The sequence below is a fragment of the Streptosporangium sp. NPDC000095 genome (assembly GCF_042899335.1).
Classification (GTDB): Bacteria; Actinomycetota; Actinomycetes; order Streptosporangiales; family Streptosporangiaceae; genus Streptosporangium.
Map to the genome: position 1 here is coordinate 283,328 of NZ_JBIAZS010000008.1, position 20,634 is coordinate 303,961.

Consider the following 20,634-nt stretch of genomic DNA (forward strand, 5'->3'; position numbering starts at 1 on the left):
GGCGAGAAGATCAGGCGAGGTTCAGCTGCCAGGAGACGCCGAAGCGGTCGTTGGTCCAGCCGAAGCGCTTGCTGAAGCCGTAGGAACCGAGCGGCATCAGCGGTTCGCCGTTCTCCGACAGCGCCGCGTACAGGCGCTCGATCTCCGCGTCCGACTCGCACTGCACGTACAGCGAGACCGACGGGGTGAAGCCGAAGGCGTGCTCCACGTTGCTGTCGATGGCCATGTACTGCCCGCCCGCCATCGTGAACGTGGCGTGCATCACGCTGCCTTCCGCGCCGGGCCCCTCGGGGCCGTAACGGAGGAGGTTGAGAATCTCGGCGTCGTCGAAGAGCGACGTGTAGAACGTCATCGCTTCCTCGGCCGCGCCCTGGAACATCAGGAAAGTGGTGATCTTCTGCGACATCGGGGCTCCCATCAGAGGGGGAATGGATGAGAATGTCCGCCGTTACGGGAACGTCCCGCTCGACGACGGCTTCGATGCCGGACCCGGCGGCCAGGAACATCGAACACGTACTCGGCAAATATTTCAGGCTCTGCTTATATAAGTCAAACTCGATACACTGGAGTGCCGACCACGCCCACCGCGCGACAGAGCAAGCGCCCATCGAAACCGGATTACATTCAACAAAAGGAACCCTTGCTCCTCATCGCTCGACGACTTCGTCCCCGGGGCGCTTCAGGGTGGGGAGGCGTCGGCGGAGGCGACGAGGCGGGCGGCCAATGCCCTGACCTCGTCGCGCAGCTCCGCGGGGGCGATCACGGTGAACGGTCGGCCGAAGCCGGCGAGCATCCGCGCCATCCCGTCCAGCCGCTCGGCCCTGGCGGACAGTAAGATCCCGCCGGAGGTCTCGGCCAACGTCGCCGTGGCGGCGGGGATCCACGCGGCGGCCTCCTCCAGGGTGGTCTCCAGCAGCACTTTGACCTCGTGCCGGTACGGCACCGCCGACAGCGATCCGACCACGTGGGCCACCGGGTCGAAGCCGTCGGGAACCTGGAAGCCCTGCTCGGTACACGCGGCGCCCGCCACCCGATCCACCCGGAACGTCCTGATCTCCCCGCTGCCGTGGTCAAGCCCGGCGACGTACCATCGGCCGGAGTGGAAGACGATGCCGTACGGGTCCAGATCGCGCTCGGAGGCGTCACCGCGCCAGGAACGGTAGGCCAGCCGGACGGTGACCCGGCGCCGGGCGGCGCCGGCGAGAGCGAGCAGCGGTCCCGCCTTCGGAGCGCTCACCCTCGGCTCCGCGTTCCCGGTGTGGCCCAGCGTCTCCGACACCGCGTCGACGCGCTCGCGCAGCGGGCGCGGGAGCACCCTCTGGATCTTGGCCAGCGCGCTCTCGGTCGCGGCCTCCCCCACCGCCAGCCCGGTCCGCCGCCCGGCCAGCAGCCCCAGCACCACGGCCGTGGCCTCGTCGTCGGTGAGCATGAGCGGCGGGAGCTTGTAGCCGGGCAGTAGCCGGTAGCCGCCGTACCGGCCCCGCTCGGCCTGGACCGGCACCCCGAGCTCCGACAGTCTCACCGCGTAGCGGCGGACCGTGCGCTCGTCCACCTCCAGCCGTGCGGCGAGGTCGGAGCCGGTCAGGCCGGGGGTGGCCTGCAGCAACTCCAGCAACGCGAGCACCCGGCCTGCGGTCATCGAAATTCCCCTCAAAAATCAGGACTGATTCTGTCCGGATTCGATCCTAGGGTGAAACCAGGCGAACAGAGGAGAGACAGTATGAGCACCTACGTCCTGGTCCCTGGCTTCTGGCTCGGCGCGTGGGCCTGGGAGAAGGTCACCGGGCCGCTGCGCGAGGCCGGACATGACGTCCACCCGGTCACGCTCACCGGCCTTGGTGACAGGGTTCACCTGGCGGGCCCCGAGGTCGACCTGGAGACCCACATCCAGGACATCGTCAACACCGTCGTCTTCGCGGATCTGACCGAGGTGATCCTCGTCGCCCACAGCGGGGCCGGCGCCCCGGTCACCGGTGCGGCCGACCGGATTCCCGAGCGCGTCGCCCGGATCGTCTACGTCGACAGCGGACCGATGGCGGACGGGATGTCCCAGCTGGACCTCCAGGAGCCCGAGTGGCGGGCGTTCGTCGAGAGGCGGGTCACCGAGCGGGGCGAGGGAGTGCACTACCCGTTCCCCTCCTGGGAGGAGCACGAGCGTGCCGGCGCCGGCCTGGAAGGACTGGGTCAGGCCGAGCGCGAGTGGCTCGCCGCCCGCGCGACCCCGCAGCCGTACGGGACCATGACCCAGCCCCTGATGCTCAAGGGGGGCGCGGACGAGCTGCCCAAGACGCTTGTCACGTGCTCGTTCCCGCTGGAGCAGGTGCACGCCATGATCGCCTCCGGTCATCCCTTCTTCACCGCGCTCGCCGGGCCCGAGTGGAGCTTCGTCGCGGTGCCGACCGGTCACTGGCCGATGGTCTCCAGGCCGCGGGAGACCGCCGCCGCGCTGGCCGCGCTGGCGGGCTGAGAGGGGACAGGCTCGGGCGGAGGACCTCGGAGAGCACGGCGCCAGGGCCCCGCGATGCCCTGGCGGACCGGCCGAGCCCGGGAGGGCCGGACATCCCGGAGTTCTCGGAAGGGCGGAGCACCGGGACATTTGTCATGACTGGCTGTGGATCGATGGATCTGCCTCGAACAACGCACGCTCCGTAGCGTCATCCACATGACAGACGACACGAATGACGCGAATGACACGGTGTCACTCAAGGACGTGACCAAACGCTTCGGGGCGGTGCGCGCCGTGGACGGTCTCAGCCTCGGCATCCCCGCCGGGCGCACCGTCGCCCTCCTCGGTCCCAACGGCGCGGGAAAGTCGACCACGATCGCGCTGCTGCTCGGGTTGCTGACCCCCGACTCCGGGACGGTACGCGTCCTCGGGGGCACCCCCGAGGACGCGATCCGGAGCGGGCGGCTGGCGGCGATGCCCCAGGAGGGCGGCCTCGTCTCCCGGACCACGGTCCGCGAGCTGGTCGGATTCGTCTCGGGGACCTACCGGGCGCCGCTCCCCCTGCAGGAGGTGCTGTCGATCGCCGGGCTGGAAGGGCTCGCCGGTCGCAGGCTGGAGCGGTTGTCGGGCGGCCAGGCACAGCGGGTCCGCTTCGCGCTCGCACTGGCCGGAGACCCCGAGCTGATCCTGCTCGACGAGCCGACCGCGGCGCTGGACGTACGGGCCAGGCGGGAGTTCTGGGAGAGCATGCGCGCCTTCACCGCGCGCGGCAGGACGATCCTGTTCTCCACCCACTACCTGGAGGAGGCCGACGAGTACGCCGACCGGGTCGTGGTGGTCGACAAAGGCCGGATCGTGGCCGACGGCACCAGCGGGGAGATCAAGCGGCTGGTCGCGCTGTCCACGGTCAGCGTCACCGCCGGTGGGGACGGCGCCTTCCTGGAACGCCTGCCCGGGGTCGTCTCCGTCGAGATCCGGGGGGAGCGAGCCCACCTGCGTACCCGCGACGCCGACGCCACCGTCGTGGCACTGGCGGCGGCGGGAGGCGTACGAGACCTCGAGGTCGTTCCCGCCGCGCTCGAGGACGCCTTCCTCGCACTGACAGGGCAGGCGGGCCAGGCAGGACCGACAGGACAGGCGGAACGGGCAGGGCGGGCACCGAGACCGTCGGAGGTGGAGGTCTGATGCTCGGCTACGTCCGCCTGGAGGTCACCAGAATCCTCCGCGACCCCGGATACGTGATCATGGGTTTCGCGATGCCCGTGACGATGTACCTCGTCTTCACCAACCTCGGAGTGGCGGGCGACGACCGCGTCTGGGCCGCCCTCTACATGATGGTCAACATGGCCGCCTTCGGCGCGATCGGCTCGGCCTTCAACAACGGCGCCGGCATCGCCGAGGACAGGACCGCGGGCTGGCTGCGGCAGCTGCGGACCACTCCCCTCGCCCCGGTACGGGTGGTCGCGGGCAAGGCGGCGACCGGTGTGCTCATGGTGCTGCCCGCGATCACCGGGGCGTGCCTGTCGGCGGCGCTGCTCAACGGGGTACGGCTGGAGGTCTGGCAGTGGATCTCGATCGTGCTCCTGCTCTGGGTGGGTTCCCTGCCCTTCACCCTGCTCGGCATGGCCCTCGGCTACCTGTTCAGTGGCCAGACCGCCGCCGTGTTCACCATCGCGGCCAACATGACGATGGCGATCGTCGGAGGGCTGTGGCTGCCTACCGAAGGCTTCCCCTCCTGGCTGAGGACCGTCGCGCAGTGGACGCCGAGCTTCGGCTACGCCGACCTGCCGCGCAAGGTCGCCTTCGGCGAGACCCCCGGGGCCGGCACGGCGCTGATCCTGACCGGCTGGCTGGTCGTCTTCGGAATCCTGGCGGTGTACGGCTACCGCCGGGCAGGGCGCGCGCGATGAGCCGCGTGATAGGAGTGACCCGATGAGCGGGAAGGCGGAGCGGCCCCGGGAGGTGCGGGTGAAGGGGCCACAGGCTGTGGAGGTGACGGGCGGGAAAGAGGCCAGGAAGGGGCGGGAGAAGATGGCAGGGAGGGAGGGCTCACAAAGAGGGGGAGGCGGACCTGGAGAGTTCGCCTTCTACCCGTGGCTGATGCTCGCCTACCCCCCGATCAGTGACCTCGCGGCGGGCCACGTGCGGCCGGTGGTGCCGGCCGCGCTGGGCGTCGCCGCCTTCGCCGTCCTGTACGTGCTGTGCGTCCGGCTGGCCTTCCACAACGGGCGGCGCGCGGCGACCGTGGCGCTGGCCGGGCTGCTCACGGTGGCCTTCCTGCTGCTGGCGGGCTTCGCGCACAACTGGTTCTACCTCGCGCCGCTGATGACCATCGCCTGCGGGGTCGTACTGCGCGGCCGATCCGTCTACGTCATCCTCACCGCGCTCACAGTCGCGCTGGTGGCGGTGATGTGGCGCTCGGGGGCGAGCTGGCAGAGCATCTCCCTGGCCAGCTGGGGGACGACCACCGGCGGCCTCGTGGTCAGTGTCGTCCTGAAGCTGTTCTCCGTGATCGCCGAACTCCAGGAGACCCGCGAGGAGCTGGCCCGGGTCGCGGTGGCCGAGGAGCGGCTGCGCTTCTCCCGCGACCTGCACGACCTGCTCGGGCACACCCTGTCGGTGATGGTGGTCAAGGCGGAGGCCGTACGACGGCTCGCCCCCCGCGACGCCGAGGCCGCGGCGCGGCAGGCGGCCGACATCGAGGCCGTCGGCAGGGAGGCGCTCACCGAGGTGAGGGCCGCGGTCACCGGCTATCGGGGCCGAGGGCTCGACGCGGAGCTGGCCTCGGCGCGCACGGCCCTGGCCGACGCGGGCATCACCGCCACCGTCACCGTCACCGGGGAACGGCGGGCACCGGAGGCCGACGCCCTGCTGGGCTGGGCCGTGCGGGAAGGGGTGACCAACGTGGTCCGCCACAGCGCCGCGGGCACCTGTGAGATCCTCCTGGAGGGAACGACGCTGGAGATCCGTGACGACGGCCGGGGACGCGGCGGGAGCCCGGCGGGCAACGGCCTGCGCGGCCTGACCGAGCGGGTCGTCGCACTCGGCGGGACGCTGGAGATCCATGACCACGACGGCTTCCTGCTGAGGGTGACGCTTCCATGATCAAAGTGCTGCTCGCCGAGGACCAGGGCATGATGCGCAGCGCGCTCGCCCTGCTTCTCGACCTGGAGGACGACATCGAGGTGGTCGCCACGGTCACCAGGGGCGACGAGGTCGTGCCGGTCGCGCTCGCCGTGCGACCCGACGTCGCCCTGCTGGACATCGAGATGCCGGGAGCGAGTGGCCTGGAGGCCGCGGCCGGGCTGCGGGACGGGTTGCCGGGCTGCAAAGTGCTGATCCTGACCACCTTCGGCAGACCGGGCTACCTGCGGCGGGCGATGGAGGCGGGCGCCGCCGGGTTCATGGTCAAGGACGGTCCCGTCGAGGATCTCGCCGCGGCGATCCGCCGGGTCCTGGCCGGCGAGAAGGTGATCGACCCCGTACTAGCCGCCGCCGCGCTGAGCACCGGTACCAGCCCGCTCACCGATCGCGAACGGGACGTGCTCGCCGCGGCGGCCGACGGCGCGGCGATCTCCGACATCTCACGGCGGCTGCACCTGTCGGAGAGCACCGTGCGCAACTACCTGTCCGCCGCGATCGGCAAGACCGGCACCCGCAACCGCATCGAGGCCGCCCGCACCGCCCGGCACAACGGCTGGCTCTAGACCACCCGCCTCACCTCCCCCGAAACGGACCGACCACGAGGGAGACCCGGCGCCGTGCGCAACGGAGGCGCGCACGGCGCCGGGCAGGGCCGAGATCAAAGAACGGGGGCCGGGGCCGGGACGGGCCCGGTGTCGCCCGCTGTGTCGTTCTCGGTGAGCCAGTCGCGCATCATCGCGTAGGTCTTCTCCGCGATCAGCTTCTGGCCCGCGGCGTTGGGGTGGAAGAAGTCCCACTTGCTCAGGTGTCCGGTCGTGAAGCGCTGCCTGAAGACCTCGTTGCCGTCGAACCTGCAGGCGGGGCCGTACGCCGCGCAGACCCTGGCGAGCGCGGCGTTGTAGTCGGCCACCCTGGCTCGCACGCGGTCACGGCGCGCCTGGTCGGCCACCGAGGTCGAGGTGGGCCGCGCCAGCATGGTGGGGCAGATCCGGCCCACCGCCCAGAACCCGCGCGCCACCGAGTTCTTCCTGCCGATCTGCCACAGCCGCTTGAGGTCGGGGATGCTCGCCACGAACACCCGGCCGCCGGGGCGCCCGGCACGGAACAGCGCCAGGGCCTCGGCCACCCGCCTCTCGTAGACGGCCACGGGGGTCATCAGCCGTTCGGCGGACACGCAGGCGTCCTGGGCGCCGATCAGCACCGTCACGTAGTCGGCACGCCGGCTGACCGCCCGGGCCACCTGCCCGGCGAGGTCGGCGCTGGTGGAACCGGGGACGGCGAGGTTCACTGTGCTCCCGGCGACCACGTCCGCGGCCCGCAGCCTCACGTACTGACTCTGGACGCTCGGATGGTCACCGGTGGACCAGGAGCGTGAGGCGCAGGTGAGGTACCAGCCGCAGGCGTTGAACCCCGCGCTGATGGAGTCGCCGAGCGCGGCCATGACCACCGGCCGCCAGGGCTCCGCCGTCCGGGTGGCTCCGGCCGGGGGCGCCCAGGCGGTCATGAGGGCGGCCAGCCCTGTGAGTGCTGTCACAGTCGTGCGAAGCATGACACCTCCGCTGAGAGATCGCGTCTGCTTCGGATGTATCACCGCAGGCCAGGACGGTAGAGTCTGTTGACCGAGTGCCTTGGTTTTCTTGACAGCGCGTGGCGGATGTGCTGGCGGGCATACTGCCGTCGAACACGTTCAGTTCCCCGCATAGAGTGGCGGAGGTGAGTGTAGCGCTCGGATCAACCCGTCCTCTCGTGGTGACGACCACCCCCATCGACGACCCCGGTGACCTGTTCACCCGACTGCCCGAGGCCGCCCCCTACGCCTGGGTGAGACACGGAGAGGGCCTCGTCGCCTGGGGCGAGGCCGTCCGCCTGACCGTGCCGCCCGGTCCGGGCCGTTTCGACTGGGCCCGCGACCGGCTGTCGGGCCTCTTCGGTGAGGCGCACGTCGACGACGACGTGACGGCGCCCGGCTCGGGTCCCGTCGCCTTCGGCTCCTTCACCTTCGATCCGGAGGCGCACGGCTCGGTTCTCGTCGTCCCCCAGACCATTCTCGCCCGCCGCGACGGCCGCGCCTGGCTGACCACCGTCGGCGAGCGGCGGCTCGACGCGGTCACTCCACTCCGCGCCCCCGGCAGGATCCGCTACGGCGACGGCAGCCTGACCGCGCCCGAGTGGGAGCACGCCGTGGCCAGGGCCGTCCGGCGTATCAGGTCGGGCCGGCTGGAGAAGACCGTGCTCGCCCGCGACCTGACCGCCGTCGCGGAGCGTCCGATCGACGTCCGGCTGCTGCTCGCCCGCCTGTCCGGACGCTACCCGGAGTGCTACACCTTCTCCTGCGCGGGGCTGGTCGGCGCCACGCCCGAACTACTGGTCCGGCGCGCCGGGGAGACCGTCGAGTCCCTGGTGCTCGCCGGCACGATCCCGCGCGGCGCCGACGAGGCCGACGACGTGGCGCGCGGCACGGCCCTGTTCGCCTCGGAGAAGAACCGCTACGAGCACGCCTGCGCGGTCGCCTCGGTGCGCGAGGCGCTCGACCCGCTCTGCGCCGAACTGAAGATCCCCGAGGAGCCCGAGCTCCTGGTGCTCTCCAACGTCCAGCACCTGGCCAGCCCGGTGCGGGGACGGCTGTCGGACGGGGCCTCGGTCCTTGACGTGGTGGCGGCCATGCACCCGACCGCCGCCGTCGGCGGCACCCCCACGGGAGCGGCTCTCGGCGTCATCCGCGAACTGGAGGGCATGAACCGCGCCGGGTACGCGGGCCCGGTGGGCTGGATCGACGCGCGGGGCGACGGTGAGTGGGGCATCGCGCTGCGCTGCGCCCAGATCGAGGGCCCCACCGCCCGGCTGTTCGCCGGCTGCGGCATCATGGGCGACTCCGATCCCGCCTCCGAGCTCGCCGAGGCCGAGGCCAAGTTCCGGGTGATGCGATACGCCCTGGAGGGCTGAGGCCGATCCGGCGCCCTCCCCTCCCGTCCTGGAGAGGCGGGCCGTTCCTCCTGGCCGTCTCCCGGCTCCGAGGGCGGGCCGATTCCCCTTTCCCGCGCCCTCCCCCGGGAGAGCGTGAGCGGTCACGGCGGGTGACGCCCGCCCTCCTTTTCTGGAGACACCAGGGAGACGTCCCGGCTATCCCCGCCCTGCTTCGCCGCTACCCGGTGAATAGGCGTACTCTCACAAGTGCAATACGTCGGATATTTCCAGCAAGAAACCGATATTTCTCCAGGTCGGCGTCCTCTCGTCGCCGTATGGCCGGTCAACTCGTCAGGGAGAGGAAAACATGGCCCTACTGACCACCGCCCGCCTCACGGTGCGTGACTGGAGTCCCGACGACGCCGCCGAGGCCCTCGCCATCTACGGTGCCCCCGAGGTCACCCGGTGGCTCTCCCCCGCGATGACGCAGCTCGAGGGCGAGCAGGCGATGCGGGCCACGCTGGAGTCGTGGGACCGTAACCGCAGCACCCTCACGCCCCCGCTGGGCCGGTGGGCGATCGTCCGCAACTCCGACCAGCGGGTCGTCGGCGGCCTCTCCCTGCGCTACCTGCCTCCCGACGAGGAGGACATCGAGATCGGCTGGCAGCTCTCCCCCGACGCCTGGGGAAAGGGCTACGCCACCGAGGCCGGCCGCGCCCTGGCCGCCTGGGCGTTCTCCATCGGCGCCCACGAGCTGGTCGCGGTCGTCCGGGTGAACAACGACCGCGGCGCGGCGACGGCCAAGCGCATCGGCATGCAGTGGGTCGGGGAGACGGACAAGTACTACGAGACGCGTCTCAACGTCTACCGGCTCTGGCCCAGCGACCTCTCCCCCGCCGACAAGGACCCGCTCCGCCCCTGAGGCTCCGATGCCAGGAGCCCTCTGGGAAATACGGGAACCTCTGAGGCGTGCCATGCCGCTGTTACTACGCTGGGTCGATGACCGATCAAACGATCTCCGCGGGTGGTCGGGCGACGAACCTCGATCTTGAGTCCGTCCTGGCCTCGAGGTGGGCTGTTCCCGAGTCCTTCGACGCTGAGGAGTTCCGTCGAGCCGAGGCGTTCTGGCAGGCACGGCACGCGGAGGACGAGCGGCTCCTGCGGGTCCGCGCCGCGGCGGCCCACCTTGTCGAGTCCTGGACGGGGCACACGCCGCGTGACGTCGGCTCCTTCGGGATCCAGCTCAACCTTCAGACCAGTGATCTGGACCTGGGAATCGGCTACCCGATCGCCGGTCGCGAGGAGCTGATGGCGGCGCTCGCCCCGCACGCCGCCTTCAAGGGCGAGCGCTTCACCCGGTTCACCACCACCCGGCTGGTGTTCTCCTTCGAGGTCGACGGCGTCGAGATCGACCTGTCGGCGCTGACCGAGGAGGACTTCGTGGTCGCGTGCCGCATGCTCGACGAGATCGACACCGGCATGAGCCGCCAGGAACGGATCGCCCACACCTGGGTCAAACACCTGCTGCGCGCCACCGGCCGGACACGGGAGTACGCGGCCTGGAAGCTGGCCACCTACTCCCGCTACTGCCCGGAGTTCAACTGGGTGCCCATCTCCGAACCCGCCTGAGGTGCAGCGGGTCAGGTGCCGCACGGATCAGCCGCGTTGATCAGTGCCCAGCCTGTCGTGGCCGCCCACCGGCTGTGCTCATGGACGAGCCGGTCGGCGACCTGCGTGCGTGGAGTAGAAAGCCGGGACTCAGGCCCGTACGTCCACGGCGGTCTCCCTGGAGGCGCCCGCCGGCGGGATCAGCGTGCTGAGCACGGCGGCGGCGTCGAGGAGGGCTCTGGAGCGGGCGTCGACGCTCGCGTCCCTGGCGGCCAGCGTGGTCATCACCTCGTCCCAGCGGCGGGTGCGCCGCAGCTCCGGCATCAGGGCCCGGAGCGGGGCGACGCGGTGGCCGGCCAGGCGTAGCTGATGGACGATCCGCGCGTCCTGGACATCGTCCGGGAAGTATCGCCGCGGTCCTCCCGGGGAGGCCCGGCGGGGGACGACGAGGCCCTCCGCGTCCCAGTGCCGCAATGTCGAGGGGCGCACGCCGAGCGCGGCGGCGAGTTCGGAGACGCTCATGACATCCGAGGGGCGTACGTCGCCGATCGTCTCTCCGGAGATCGTCGCGGCGGCCTCCCTCGCCAGCCTGAGCTCCCGTCGTTCCGTGTCGAGCCTGGCGTGCGCCGCGTCGAGCAGGGCGAGCACCTCCGAGGCTGGGCGCGCGTGCGCCGCGCGCATGATCCTCCTGGCCTCGATGGGCCCCGTGGCCTCGGCGAGGGCCCGATAGGCGAGCGCGGAACGCAGATGGGCCTCGCCGTAGATCCGGTATCCCGTGCCGGTGCGCGTCGCCGGGGGCAGGACGCCGTCGCGTTCGAGATTGCGCACCTGCTGGACGGAGTATCCGGCCTGTCGCGCGACATCGACCGTCCGCATATTTCCTGATTTGCGGCTTTTCACCCCTCTACCTCGGGGTGTTCGGGGAAAAGTCTCCACAACCACATGAATGAAACGCTACAACGCATGAGTATCGACGAGATCATCGAGTTCCTCACCGGCCTCGACGGGGTTCTCACCCTCAGGCCCGCGCCCGGTGACGGTTCACCCGAGATCAGCTGGGGTGACGCGTTCTTCTACTACGCGCCCGACGGCGAGGTCCCGAAGGCGACCCAGCCCTTCGCGACGATCGTGACGAAGGACTATCCGGACGACGAGTTGTCGCGTCTGAACCGTCCCGGTGTCTTCCGCCTGAACCTCTTCGCGGGAAAGGACGCCTTCGTCGGCTGGACGGGCCGCCGGCCGCGTGACACGGCCACGGACGAGGCCGACCCCAGCGTGATCGACTCCGTGATGGCGCACCCCGTCTACGGCCCGCTGGGCTGGCTGGCCGTGGTGAATCCGGGGCCGCGGACCGAGGCTGCGGTCCTGGAATTGCTGCGCACGGCCCACGGCCTGGCCCGCTCGCGCCACCGGCGACGCGCCGGATCGGCGTCACCCTGATCACCGATCCCCGCCGCACCGTTGCCGGCCCTTCGACAGCCCTTCTCCCTCGCCGGCGCCCACAGACCTCCGGAACGCGCGGAAAAGGTGTCGCGAACGGGAAAGGACCCGCCGGGAGAGGCGGGGAGCGCCCGGGGTGACAGACCCCGGGCGCTCCCCGCCCGCGCCGGGCGGGCCCTGATCGGAGTGTTCGCGGCTAAGCGTGGTGCCTGCCCTTGCGCCTGTCGGACAGCTTGACCACGATGAAGACAATCATGGCGAGGATCACGATGCCCAGCACCGACTTCGACACCACCCCCATGTACTCCTCGACCAGCTCCCACTGCTCACCGAGCAGGAACCCCGCCATCACGAAGGCCGTGTTCCAGATGAGGCTGCCCAGGGTGGTGAGGAGCGTGAAGATCATGATCGGCATGCGCTCGATCCCCGCAGGGATCGAGATCAGGCTGCGGAAGATGGGGATCATCCGTCCGAAGAAGACGGTCTTCCTGCCGTGCCTGGCGAACCACGCCTCGGTCTTCTCGATGTCGGAGACACTGACCAGCGGCAGCTTGGAGGCGATGAACACCACGCGCTCCCTGCCCAGCAGGGCTCCGACCCCGTACAGCGCGAGCGCGCCGACCACCGATCCCAGGGTCGTCCAGAGCACGGCGTCGAACAGCCCCATGTTCCCCTTGCTCGCGGTGAAGCCCGCCAACGGCAGGATCACCTCGCTGGGCAGAGGCGGGAACAGGTTCTCAAGTGCGATCGCCAGCCCCGCCCCGGGCGCACCCAGGGTTTCCATAAGGTTGATCGCCCATCCGGCGACTCCGTCGAGATTCGGTGAACTCATAGGGACAAGGCTACGGAGAGCTGCGTACGGTCTGGATGAGGAACGCCGCCTTCCTCACCTGGTGTGCGCCGCGGAGCTCGGCTGCGGAAAACCGCAGCCGAGCTCCGCGCGGGCGTGACGACCGGATGTCGTTCGAGGTTTTCCCACGTCAGAGGGGAATCGGACGGTCAGGGCGGGGGCGACGGTGGCACGGAAGGATCCCGTACCGCCTCCGAGGACGGGCGGCCATGGCCGTCGGCCGGCACCGTCACCCCGTCCGAGTGTGACCCATCCCACATTTATTGCCGACGGGAACGGCGCGTGCCGAGGGCTTTCCCGGGGAAGGGGCGCCGCCTTTCAGCCGGGCCCGGCCTGCGACAGGCACAGGACGGGTGGGGGTCAGGCGTCCCTGAGGTGGACCGCCTCGCCCGGCTCGATCCCGGCGCGGCCTGCGGTCAGCGTCGCGACCCAGCCGGGAAAGGCGGGCAGATCCCGCTCGCGCACCGCGACGCGGAAGCCGACGTCCGCGCCGTAGCGGACCTCTCTCACCTCGTACGGCGAGGCGTGCAGGTCGTTCTCCAGCCGCCCGGCCCTGACGTGGTCCACGGTCACGGTCATGACCCTGGCGGGCACCATGCCGACCAGCGGCGTGAGGTCCAGCGTCTTGCCGACCGAAGAGCCATACGCGCGGACCAGCCCTCCGGCGCCGAGTTTCACCCCTCCGAAGTATCGGGTGACCACCGCCACCACGTCGGCGACGCCCCGGCGCAGCAGGGTCTCCAGCATCGGGGTCCCCGCGGTGCCGCCGGGCTCGCCGTCGTCGTCGGCCCGCTGGACCCGGCGGTCACCGCCGATCACGTACGCCGAGCAGTTGTGCGTGGCGTCGCCGTGCAACCGCCTGCGGGCGGCGACGAACTCCCTCGCCGCCTCCTCTGAGGAGACCGGGCCGACCGTGCACAGGAACCGGGAGCGCTTGATCTCGATCTCGTGTTCCACGGTCTCCCGCGGAGTCAGGTACGGGTCGGGCACCCGGCAAGGCTATCCGTCCGAGTGCCGCCCAGGGACACGACGCTCAGCGTGCCGCCTGGAAGGCGCGGCCGGCGCGGGTGGCGGTCCCGTCGCCGCGGAACAACCCGCTGCCCGGCTCGGTCTCCGAGGAGGGCAGGCCGAACCAGGCGTAACGTCGCACGTACGGCAGGGAGGCCAGCATCCTGGTGGAGGCCGTGACGAACGCGGCCTGCTGGGCGTCACTGGCGTAGCGGGTGCCGTTCGAGAAGTCGATCAGGGCGTACTCGGTGAGCCAGATCGGCTTGCGGTAGCGCTGGTACACGGCCTGGATGTACGACTTGAGCTGGTTCACCGCGGGCTGGGGACGGAAGTCCGCCCCGTACCAGTGCAGCGCGATGAAGTCGACGCGGTAGTCCCGCTCCTTGGCTCCGGACATGAAGCGGTCCAGCCAGCCGCCCGGGGTGTCGGCGCCGAACGCGACGGAGGGGCTGCCGAGCACGCGGCCCGCGGACATGAGGTCCGGCCAGAGCGACAACGCCTCCTCCACGGTCATGTTGGCCTGCTCGGGCAGGTCGGGCTCGTTGAAGGCGAGCAGGTAGGGCCCGGCGCGCCTCGCCTGGGCGAGGTTCTCCGGCGTGACGCTGCCCGCCCCCCAGATCATCGGGACGAACCCGTCCGCCCTGGGACCGGTGACGCCCTCGCGGCGCGTGGACCAGGTGTAGTACCAGCTCGCGCCGGACTTCGCGAGGGCCGAGCTGAGGCCGGGCATCTTCCATACGCCCACCCCCTTCCTGGGGGAGGTCACGACCGCGGGCGGCGGGGTCGGCGTGGGAGTGGGAGTGCGGGAGGCTCGCCTGCGGCTGGGCGCGGGGGACGGGGAGGCTTCGGGGGTGGCGCGCGCCGACGGCGTCCGCGCCGGGGGCGGCGACAGCGAGACCGCCGGCGCGGGTACGGCGAGCGAAGGAGCGGGCTCGGGGGCGGGAGCCGTGAACTGCCCGAACACCAGGACGCCCGCGACGACGACGGCCACCGCGCCGCCGATCGCGGCAGGGGCGGAGGGCAGGGAGGCCGACAGGCCCGTCCGCGCCGTCTCGGTCGCCTTGAGGGCGTGCGCGCCGTGGGAGGCGGCGTGCGCCACCGCCTCGACGGCGGGGGGAGCGGCCTGGAGATGGTGCAGGGCGAAGCCGACGGGGACGGGCAGCAGCGGCAGCCCACTGAGCAGCCGGTCGATGGGCAGCAGGCCCGCGGTGTGCCCCTGGCAGACGGCGCAGTCACGGATGTGCCGGGCGAAGCGCTTGCGCCACAGCGGGCTGGGGAGGCCGTCCCAGTTCGCGGTGAGGGCGCCGAGCCCGGGGCATCCCGAGCCGGCGCGCAGCGCCCGCACGATGGTGCGCGCCGTCTGGACCTGTTCCTTCATCCGCTGGACGCGTACGGCGGTGTGGCGCCCCGACAGGCCGAGGGCTCCGGCGAGATCGGCACGGTCGAGTTCGCCGGTCTCCTCGAGCCACCACAGGGCGAGGAGCGCCTGGTCGTCGCCGTCCAGCCAGCGGGTGGCCTCGGCGACCTCGCGGCGCTGGTCGGTGAGCCCGAGCCTCAGGATGGTCACGGCGGCGAAGTCCGAGGCGGGGTCGGGCACCTCCTCCGCGGTGTCGAGGTCCGCCCTGCGGTGCTGGGTGGTCCTGCGATCCTGCTCGTGGTCGCGCACCTGGCGGACGGTGATGGCCACCAGCCAGGACCGGTATGCCTGCGGGTCGCGCAGGTCGGGCAGCGCGCGGACGACCCGCAGGAACGTCTCCTGGACCACGTCGTCGACGTCGGTGTGGCCGTTCAGCGCTCGCCCGACGATGTTGTAGACGAGCGGGAGGGAGTCGGCCACCAGCGCGTCCAACGCCTGCTGGTCCCCGTCGCGTGCGGCGGCCACCATCGCCGTGTCGGGTCCGCCCCTGCCGGTTCCGCGCATCGCACTCCGCTTCCTGTCGCCGTCCACGGTCATCGCCCCCGAGCCGCTCCGGGCGGCGCGCAGGGACGATTCTCTCCATAACCCCTCATAGCGGAAGACCAACGAGCCCCCTCTATGGAGACCGGCAGCAGGTCAGGGAGACAACAAAAATCTTCTCCGCCCTTTTTCTGAGATTTTCTGAGATTTCCTTGGGTTTTTTGTTGTCGCCCGTCCCCCCGCCGGTCTCCAGTCCAGGAACAGAACACGCCCGGCGCCGGGCGTGACGGCGAAGGAGGCTCGTGACGGTGACACCGCGAAGGCGCACGGTGACACCGCTGTCCGCCGACACACCGGGCCACGAGCCGGTCCGTCCGAGACGCCGTCGAGCATCACGTCCACCACAACTCGATCCCCCTAAGGACCTCATCCACATGAGTGAGACCGTTCCGAACACCACGGCCCCCGGCCGCAGATCGGGCGGGCGAGTCCATCGCCTCGCGCTCGCCGGCACCCTCGCGACCGTCCTGGGCGTCTCCCTGGTGAACGGCGTCACCCCGGCCGGCGCGGCCGAGGCCCCGCTGTCGCAGAGCGGCAGGGCCACCGCCTCCTCGTCCGAGAGGGGCGACCTGTCCGCCGCGGCCGCGATCGACGGCAAGGAGAACACCCGCTGGTCGAGCGCCTTCAGTGACCCCCAGTGGCTCCAGGTCGACCTGGGCGCGTCCAAGGCGATCAAGAAGATCGTGCTGAAGTGGGAGAACGCCTACGCCACGGCCTTCACGATCCAGACCTCCTCCGGTGGAGGCCAGTGGAGGACGATCCACACCACGACCGCGGGCAAGGGCGGCGTGCAGACCCTGAACGTCTCGGCCACCGGCCGCTACGTCCGGCTCAACACCACCAGGCGCTCCTCCCAGTACGGGGTCTCGCTGTGGGAGTTCGAGGTCTACGGCACCGGCTCGGGCACCGCCACCCCCAGGCCGAGCGCCACCCCGACGAAGCCGGCCCCCACCACCACCGCGACCCCGCCTGCTTCCGGCACCAACCTGCCCAAGGGCCCGGTCCCGCCCGGCGCGGTGCGGGTGGCGGAGTTCCTCGCCGAGTGCCCCTACACCCACCGGCTGCCCGACGACCCGATCGTGATGCCGGGCCTCGCCGGCGGGTCGCACATGCACAGCTTCTTCGGCAACACCTCCACGAACGCCGACTCCGACATCAAGAGCCTGCTGAAAGGGGGCACCACCTGCAGCCCCAAGGCCGACCTGTCCTCGTACTGGGTGCCGACCCTCTACAGCAACGACAAGCCCGTCGAGCCGACCGGCACCACGTTCTACTACCTGGGTGAGGGCATCAAGGACGAGCTGATGGCCCAGACCCGGCCGCTCCCGCTGGGCCTGCGCATCGTGGCCGGCAACGCCAAGGCGACCGGTGTCAACGACCCCACGAGCAGCTCGCGCTGGTCGTGCCTGCACGCCGGCGAGGTGGGCTCCTCCAAGAACTTCGTCAACTGCCCGGCAGGCAAAATGCTGGAGTCCTACCTGGACTTCCCGCACTGCTGGAACGGCAAGGACCTGGACTCGCCCGACCACAAGAGCCACATGTCCTATCCGGTGAACGGCGCCTGCCCGGCCTCGCACCCGGTGATCGTGCCCAAGCTGCGCCAGGTGCTGCGCTACCCGGTCAGCGGCGACCCGGCCAGGTTCCGGCTCTCCTCGGGCCCCGGTTACACCATGCACGCCGACTTCTTCAACGCCTGGCCCGAGGCCGAGATGGAGCGCCGCGTGCGTGACTGCATCCGCCCGATCGTCAAGTGCGGCGCCGACGGCACCCCCTGAGACGACAGGTGATCGCTTTCAGGCGCGAGACACACCGTCCGGCCTGAACAGGGCGAGGCCCCACACACCGGGTCTCGCCTCACCACGGGATCGGCGTGAGCGAAGGAGCGACATGAAGGCGTCCACGATCGGCGCGACGGTACTCGCCGTGCTCACCGTGCTGCTGGTATCACGATGTGTCGCCGCCGAGCCGCCGACCCATTCGGCCGCGAATCACCCGTCGTCACGAAGCGGACCCGACGCGCCTCCCACACCGACCGGAAGCGCGTCGGGCTCCTTCAACGGCACCGACATCGCGTGGTTGCAGTTGATGATCCCGATGACCGAGCAGGCGGTACGCCTGCTGGAGCTGGCCCCCGGCAAGACCTCGAATTCGAGGATCACCCGATTCGCCGAGGAGAACGTCGCCGATCACCGTACGACGCTCGGAAGGTTGCGCGACCTGCTGCGGAGGTCCGGGGTGCCGGAGAGCGACGAGCACGAGGGGCACGACATCCCGGGCATGGTGATCCCCGACGACTTCGCGGCCCTGAGACGGGCCGACGGCGCCGCGTTCGACCGGCTCTTCACCAGGAACGCGCGCGAATATCTCACCCAGTCGGTCCTGGTCGCGAAGGGCGAGCAGAAGTCGGGCTCCGACCCGGAGACCAGGGCGTTCGCCGCCACCCTGGAGAAGGACCACGGCGACCGTCTCACCCGGCTGAAGCCGTGAAAGGCCCCGCCTCCGCCCCCGCCCCCGGCACGCGCGCACGGCGACGCGCCGCCGTCCGGCCGCCCGCGCGCCGGGCGCGGCCCTTTCCGGTCCTCGCCCTCGTCTGCGCCGGGGCCATCGCGGCGACCGCGACGTGCTGGTCGGACCTGACCTCGGTCTCCGGGGTCGCCGGGGCACTGGCCTGGGCGGGCAGGCTCACCGGCATGCTCGCGGGCTACGCCTGCGCCGTCCTGCTGGGGCTGATGGCCCGCGTTCCCGCGCTGGATCGCGGGGTCGGGACCGACCGGCTGGCCCGCTGGCACGCGACGGGCGGCCGCCACACCATCGTCCTGTCGGCGGCCCACATGCTGTTCGCCGTCGCGGCCCATGTGGCACGGTCCGGCACGAGCGTGTTCGAGGGGACCGCGGGGCTGATCCTGGACGGCCCGGCCATGCTGGAGGCGACGGTCGCCCTCCTGCTGCTGACCGGCGTCGCGGTCGTCTCGGTGCGCGAGGTGCGACGCAGGATGCGGTACGAGATCTGGCACTACCTGCATTTCATCACCTACGGGGCCGTCTTCCTCGGGTTCGGCCACCAGCTCACCGGGCCGGACCTCGCCGGCGGCGTCGTCATGAGGGTGTTCTGGTACGCGCTGTACGCCTCCGTCGTCGCCCTGCTGGCCTGGTACCGCTTCCTCACCCCCGTCCACCGTGCCCTGCGCCACCGGCTGCGGGTCGCCGGAGTCCGCAGGGAGTCGTCCACCGTGGTGTCGGTCTACCTGACCGGGGAGCACCTGGAGGAGCTGGGCGCCGAACCCGGCCAGTTCTTCCGTTGGCGGTTCCTCGCCCCTGGCATGTGGTGGACGGCCAACCCCTACTCGCTGTCGGCACCCGCCAACTCCCGCTTCCTGCGGATCACCGTCAAGGGTGTCGGCGACCACAGCGGCGCGCTGGCCGGGTTGCGGCCCGGTACCCGCGTGTGGGCCGAGGGCCCCTACGGGGCCCTCACCGCCGCGCGGCGCCGCAGGCCGCAGGTTCTGCTGGTCGGCGGCGGCGTGGGGATCAGCCCGCTGCGCGCGCTCTTCGAGACGCTGCCCGGCGAGGTGACCCTCGTCTACATGGCGCGCCGCGACGAGGAGCTGATCCTCCGCGACGAGCTGGACGCCATCGCCGCCGTGCGCGGCGCGACGATCCACTACACCGTGGACGAGCTCACCGGATCGTCGGGTGGGCGGAGCGTGCCGCTGACCGGGCGCGCCCTGCGGGCTCTGATACCCGGTCTGGCCGTCCACGACGTCTATCTGTGCGGCCCCTCCGGCATGACGGTCGCGGCGCGCCACGCCCTGCGCCGCGCGGGCGTGCCCGGCCGGCGCATCCATGTGGAGTCGTTCGACTTCTGAAGGGCGAGCCGGGTCGCGGCGACGGCTTCGTCCGGCTCCGGCTCGGCTTTTTGACCTCGGTGTTCGCGCCGCCGGCTTACGCCGATCACCGCCGCGACGTGACGGCACCGTTCGGCGACGCACCCGCGCCGGTCACCCCGGCGCAGCGCGACAAAACTCCTTCACAGTGGCGAAACAGCAGAAAAGAACTCGGCGTTCATCGGACGGGACAGACCTCTTCACATCCATGACCTGGAGATAGATGCGATGACTGAAATCTCCGCCATCGGGAACTCCCCCTGGGGCACGGCGATCGCACGAGCGGGTGCTTGCCTTCGCCCGAGAAAGGGCTATATTTACCAATAATCATAGTAGGGATTAAGGGTAATAACGATGCCCCTGCCGAATTTCCTCACGATCGGTGCCCCGAAAGCCGGGACCACCGCCCTGCACGCCGCACTGGCCCGGCACCCGGGACTGTTCATGTCCCCGGTGAAGGAACCGAAGTTCTTCCTCAGCGACGGCCCGCCGCCGACCAGGGGGGGACCTGGCGACGCCCAGACCTACCGCGAGCACGTCTGGCAGCGCGAGGAGTACGAGGCCCTGTTCACGGCGGCACCGCCGGGCACGCTCACCGGCGAGTCGACCCCGTTCTATCTCTACGACCTGGCGGCGCAGCGGCGCATCAGGGAGACCATCCCCGGCGCCAGACTCATCGTGGTGCTGCGCGACCCGGTGGAGCGCGCCCACTCCAACTGGACCCACCTGTGGTCGGCCGGGCTGGAGCCGATCGGCGACGTGGTCCTCGCCTGCGCCGAAGAGGAGCGGCGGGTCAGGGCCGGCTGGGCGCCGTTCTGGCACTATCGCGGGCTCGGCAAGTACGGGGAGCAGCTCGAGCACCTGTTCACCCTGTTCCCGCGCGAGCAGGTGCTCGTCTACCGCTACCGCGACCTGGTCGACCGCCCCGCCGAGACCCTCGACCGGATCTTCCGCTTTCTCGGGGTGGAGACCGGCGTGGTCACCGAGGTCCCCAGGGAGAACGTGACCGCCCACCCGGAGCCGACCCGCGGGCACCGGATGCTGTCGCGGGCGCTGCGGGTGGGATCGTCCGTGGGACGTTTCCTGCCGTCGCGGGTGAGTGTGGCACTGACCGACCCGCTGGAGCGCAGGCTGCAGGAGCGGGCCCGCTCCCGCCAGCCGCTCACCTGGGACCAGCGGGAGAAGCTGATCTCCTACTTCACCGAGGACGTGGCGCTGCTGCAGACGGTGACCGGCGAGGACTTCAGCGACTGGCTCCGTCCCCGCGAGCGCTCGGGCGGCCTGGTGGGCACCCGCCCCAACGGCCAGCGCCAGGCGCGCAACGGCCGCCCCCAGGCGTAGCGAGACGCTCCGGGAAGCGGCTCGACGATCTCCGCCGGACGGTCCCGGGCAC

General features: G+C 71.0%; 20 protein-coding genes. 13 read left to right on the top strand and 7 right to left on the bottom strand.

The genetic code is table 11. From position 1 onward, the window contains the following. Positions 1 to 10 precede the first annotated feature (10 nt). Both ACFY3V_RS20100 and ACFY3V_RS20105 read right to left on the bottom strand, forming a co-directional pair. Positions 11 to 406, bottom strand: coding sequence for a VOC family protein (locus ACFY3V_RS20100; RefSeq protein ID WP_350947205.1), 396 nt, complete (start codon positions 404 to 406; stop codon positions 11 to 13). A gap of 273 nt (positions 407 to 679) precedes the next feature. After that, positions 680 to 1,639, bottom strand: coding sequence for a helix-turn-helix transcriptional regulator (locus ACFY3V_RS20105; protein ID WP_389775196.1), 960 nt, complete (start codon positions 1,637 to 1,639; stop codon positions 680 to 682). Between the two features lie 81 nt (positions 1,640 to 1,720). Here ACFY3V_RS20105 and ACFY3V_RS20110 point away from each other — a divergent pair, with 81 nt between their 5' ends. From ACFY3V_RS20110 to ACFY3V_RS20130, 5 genes are all read left to right on the top strand, one after another. Further along, positions 1,721 to 2,467 (top strand): alpha/beta hydrolase, encoded by a 747-nt coding sequence (locus tag ACFY3V_RS20110; RefSeq protein ID WP_362901313.1) that lies wholly within the window; start codon positions 1,721 to 1,723, stop codon positions 2,465 to 2,467. A 195-nt stretch (positions 2,468 to 2,662) separates the two neighbouring features. Further along, positions 2,663 to 3,631 (top strand): ABC transporter ATP-binding protein, encoded by a 969-nt coding sequence (locus ACFY3V_RS20115; protein ID WP_389775200.1) that lies wholly within the window; start codon positions 2,663 to 2,665, stop codon positions 3,629 to 3,631. Continuing rightward, on the top strand, positions 3,631 to 4,356 hold the full coding sequence (locus tag ACFY3V_RS20120; RefSeq protein ID WP_362901309.1) for an ABC transporter permease: 726 nt from the start codon (positions 3,631 to 3,633) through the stop codon (positions 4,354 to 4,356). Before ACFY3V_RS20115 ends, ACFY3V_RS20120 begins: the two co-directional genes overlap by 1 nt. 22 nt (positions 4,357 to 4,378) lie before the next feature. Beyond that, positions 4,379 to 5,551: a histidine kinase gene (locus tag ACFY3V_RS20125; protein ID WP_362901307.1), complete on the top strand. Its 1,173-nt coding sequence runs from the start codon at positions 4,379 to 4,381 to the stop codon at positions 5,549 to 5,551. After that, positions 5,548 to 6,153, top strand: coding sequence for a response regulator transcription factor (locus ACFY3V_RS20130; RefSeq protein ID WP_362901305.1), 606 nt, complete (start codon positions 5,548 to 5,550; stop codon positions 6,151 to 6,153). Before ACFY3V_RS20125 ends, ACFY3V_RS20130 begins: the two co-directional genes overlap by 4 nt. Before the next feature lie 95 nt (positions 6,154 to 6,248). On the opposite strand, the gene ACFY3V_RS20135 is transcribed toward ACFY3V_RS20130, so the two are convergent. Beyond that, on the bottom strand, positions 6,249 to 7,139 hold the full coding sequence (locus tag ACFY3V_RS20135) for an SGNH/GDSL hydrolase family protein (protein ID WP_389775205.1): 891 nt from the start codon (positions 7,137 to 7,139) through the stop codon (positions 6,249 to 6,251). A 164-nt stretch (positions 7,140 to 7,303) separates the two neighbouring features. On the opposite strand from ACFY3V_RS20135, the gene ACFY3V_RS20140 reads away from it, so the two are divergent. From ACFY3V_RS20140 to ACFY3V_RS20150, 3 genes are all read left to right on the top strand, one after another. After that, the gene (locus ACFY3V_RS20140) at positions 7,304 to 8,533 is read left to right on the top strand and encodes an isochorismate synthase (protein WP_362901301.1); all 1,230 of its coding nucleotides are present in this window, start codon (positions 7,304 to 7,306) and stop codon (positions 8,531 to 8,533) included. A 328-nt stretch (positions 8,534 to 8,861) separates the two neighbouring features. Next, positions 8,862 to 9,416, top strand: coding sequence for a GNAT family N-acetyltransferase (locus ACFY3V_RS20145; RefSeq protein WP_350947196.1), 555 nt, complete (start codon positions 8,862 to 8,864; stop codon positions 9,414 to 9,416). Positions 9,417 to 9,493: 77 nt separating this feature from the next. Beyond that, positions 9,494 to 10,123 (top strand): hypothetical protein, encoded by a 630-nt coding sequence (locus ACFY3V_RS20150; RefSeq protein ID WP_389775209.1) that lies wholly within the window; start codon positions 9,494 to 9,496, stop codon positions 10,121 to 10,123. A gap of 129 nt (positions 10,124 to 10,252) precedes the next feature. Here ACFY3V_RS20150 and ACFY3V_RS20155 read toward each other — a convergent pair whose 3' ends face one another. Then, entirely contained in the window at positions 10,253 to 10,978 is a 726-nt protein-coding gene (locus ACFY3V_RS20155; protein WP_389775212.1) for a MerR family transcriptional regulator, read from the bottom strand. An 87-nt stretch (positions 10,979 to 11,065) separates the two neighbouring features. On the opposite strand from ACFY3V_RS20155, the gene ACFY3V_RS20160 reads away from it, so the two are divergent. Beyond that, positions 11,066 to 11,542: a DUF6194 family protein gene (locus ACFY3V_RS20160; protein WP_362901295.1), complete on the top strand. Its 477-nt coding sequence runs from the start codon at positions 11,066 to 11,068 to the stop codon at positions 11,540 to 11,542. Positions 11,543 to 11,738: 196 nt separating this feature from the next. On the opposite strand, the gene ACFY3V_RS20165 is transcribed toward ACFY3V_RS20160, so the two are convergent. From ACFY3V_RS20165 to ACFY3V_RS20175, 3 genes are all read right to left on the bottom strand, one after another. Beyond that, entirely contained in the window at positions 11,739 to 12,374 is a 636-nt protein-coding gene (locus ACFY3V_RS20165) for a DedA family protein (protein WP_350947180.1), read from the bottom strand. Positions 12,375 to 12,752: 378 nt separating this feature from the next. Continuing rightward, entirely contained in the window at positions 12,753 to 13,382 is a 630-nt protein-coding gene (locus tag ACFY3V_RS20170; protein ID WP_362901292.1) for a YigZ family protein, read from the bottom strand. 43 nt (positions 13,383 to 13,425) lie between these two features. After that, positions 13,426 to 15,354, bottom strand: coding sequence for a sigma-70 family RNA polymerase sigma factor (locus tag ACFY3V_RS20175; protein ID WP_389775217.1), 1,929 nt, complete (start codon positions 15,352 to 15,354; stop codon positions 13,426 to 13,428). Positions 15,355 to 15,731: 377 nt separating this feature from the next. On the opposite strand from ACFY3V_RS20175, the gene ACFY3V_RS20180 reads away from it, so the two are divergent. From ACFY3V_RS20180 to ACFY3V_RS20195, 4 genes are all read left to right on the top strand, one after another. Then, positions 15,732 to 17,132: a DUF1996 domain-containing protein gene (locus ACFY3V_RS20180; RefSeq protein WP_362901288.1), complete on the top strand. Its 1,401-nt coding sequence runs from the start codon at positions 15,732 to 15,734 to the stop codon at positions 17,130 to 17,132. A 112-nt stretch (positions 17,133 to 17,244) separates the two neighbouring features. Then, positions 17,245 to 17,844: a DUF305 domain-containing protein gene (locus tag ACFY3V_RS20185; protein WP_362901286.1), complete on the top strand. Its 600-nt coding sequence runs from the start codon at positions 17,245 to 17,247 to the stop codon at positions 17,842 to 17,844. Further along, entirely contained in the window at positions 17,841 to 19,223 is a 1,383-nt protein-coding gene (locus ACFY3V_RS20190; RefSeq protein ID WP_362901284.1) for a ferredoxin reductase family protein, read from the top strand. Before ACFY3V_RS20185 ends, ACFY3V_RS20190 begins: the two co-directional genes overlap by 4 nt. Positions 19,224 to 19,595: 372 nt before the next feature. Further along, a complete protein-coding gene (locus ACFY3V_RS20195) occupies positions 19,596 to 20,582 on the top strand; it encodes a sulfotransferase (RefSeq protein ID WP_362901282.1) in 987 nt (328 codons plus the stop codon). Positions 20,583 to 20,634: the final 52 nt, after the last annotated feature.

What these genes read in the sequence shown, in the direction of transcription:
- ACFY3V_RS20100 (WP_350947205.1), bottom strand. Translation starts at nt 406, where the DNA reads ATGTCGCAGAAGATCACCACTTTCCTGATGTTCCAGGGCGCGGCCGAG.
- ACFY3V_RS20105 (WP_389775196.1), bottom strand. Translation starts at nt 1,639, where the DNA reads ATGACCGCAGGCCGGGTGCTCGCGTTGCTGGAGTTGCTGCAGGCCACC.
- ACFY3V_RS20110 (WP_362901313.1), top strand. Translation starts at nt 1,721, where the DNA reads ATGAGCACCTACGTCCTGGTCCCTGGCTTCTGGCTCGGCGCGTGGGCC.
- ACFY3V_RS20115 (WP_389775200.1), top strand. Translation starts at nt 2,663, where the DNA reads ATGACAGACGACACGAATGACGCGAATGACACGGTGTCACTCAAGGAC.
- ACFY3V_RS20120 (WP_362901309.1), top strand. Translation starts at nt 3,631, where the DNA reads ATGCTCGGCTACGTCCGCCTGGAGGTCACCAGAATCCTCCGCGACCCC.
- ACFY3V_RS20125 (WP_362901307.1), top strand. Translation starts at nt 4,379, where the DNA reads ATGAGCGGGAAGGCGGAGCGGCCCCGGGAGGTGCGGGTGAAGGGGCCA.
- ACFY3V_RS20130 (WP_362901305.1), top strand. Translation starts at nt 5,548, where the DNA reads ATGATCAAAGTGCTGCTCGCCGAGGACCAGGGCATGATGCGCAGCGCG.
- ACFY3V_RS20135 (WP_389775205.1), bottom strand. Translation starts at nt 7,139, where the DNA reads ATGCTTCGCACGACTGTGACAGCACTCACAGGGCTGGCCGCCCTCATG.
- ACFY3V_RS20145 (WP_350947196.1), top strand. Translation starts at nt 8,862, where the DNA reads ATGGCCCTACTGACCACCGCCCGCCTCACGGTGCGTGACTGGAGTCCC.
- ACFY3V_RS20150 (WP_389775209.1), top strand. Translation starts at nt 9,494, where the DNA reads ATGACCGATCAAACGATCTCCGCGGGTGGTCGGGCGACGAACCTCGAT.
- ACFY3V_RS20155 (WP_389775212.1), bottom strand. Translation starts at nt 10,978, where the DNA reads ATGCGGACGGTCGATGTCGCGCGACAGGCCGGATACTCCGTCCAGCAG.
- ACFY3V_RS20160 (WP_362901295.1), top strand. Translation starts at nt 11,066, where the DNA reads ATGAGTATCGACGAGATCATCGAGTTCCTCACCGGCCTCGACGGGGTT.
- ACFY3V_RS20165 (WP_350947180.1), bottom strand. Translation starts at nt 12,374, where the DNA reads ATGAGTTCACCGAATCTCGACGGAGTCGCCGGATGGGCGATCAACCTT.
- ACFY3V_RS20175 (WP_389775217.1), bottom strand. Translation starts at nt 15,354, where the DNA reads ATGACCGTGGACGGCGACAGGAAGCGGAGTGCGATGCGCGGAACCGGC.
- ACFY3V_RS20180 (WP_362901288.1), top strand. Translation starts at nt 15,732, where the DNA reads ATGAGTGAGACCGTTCCGAACACCACGGCCCCCGGCCGCAGATCGGGC.
- ACFY3V_RS20185 (WP_362901286.1), top strand. Translation starts at nt 17,245, where the DNA reads ATGAAGGCGTCCACGATCGGCGCGACGGTACTCGCCGTGCTCACCGTG.
- ACFY3V_RS20195 (WP_362901282.1), top strand. Translation starts at nt 19,596, where the DNA reads ATGCCCCTGCCGAATTTCCTCACGATCGGTGCCCCGAAAGCCGGGACC.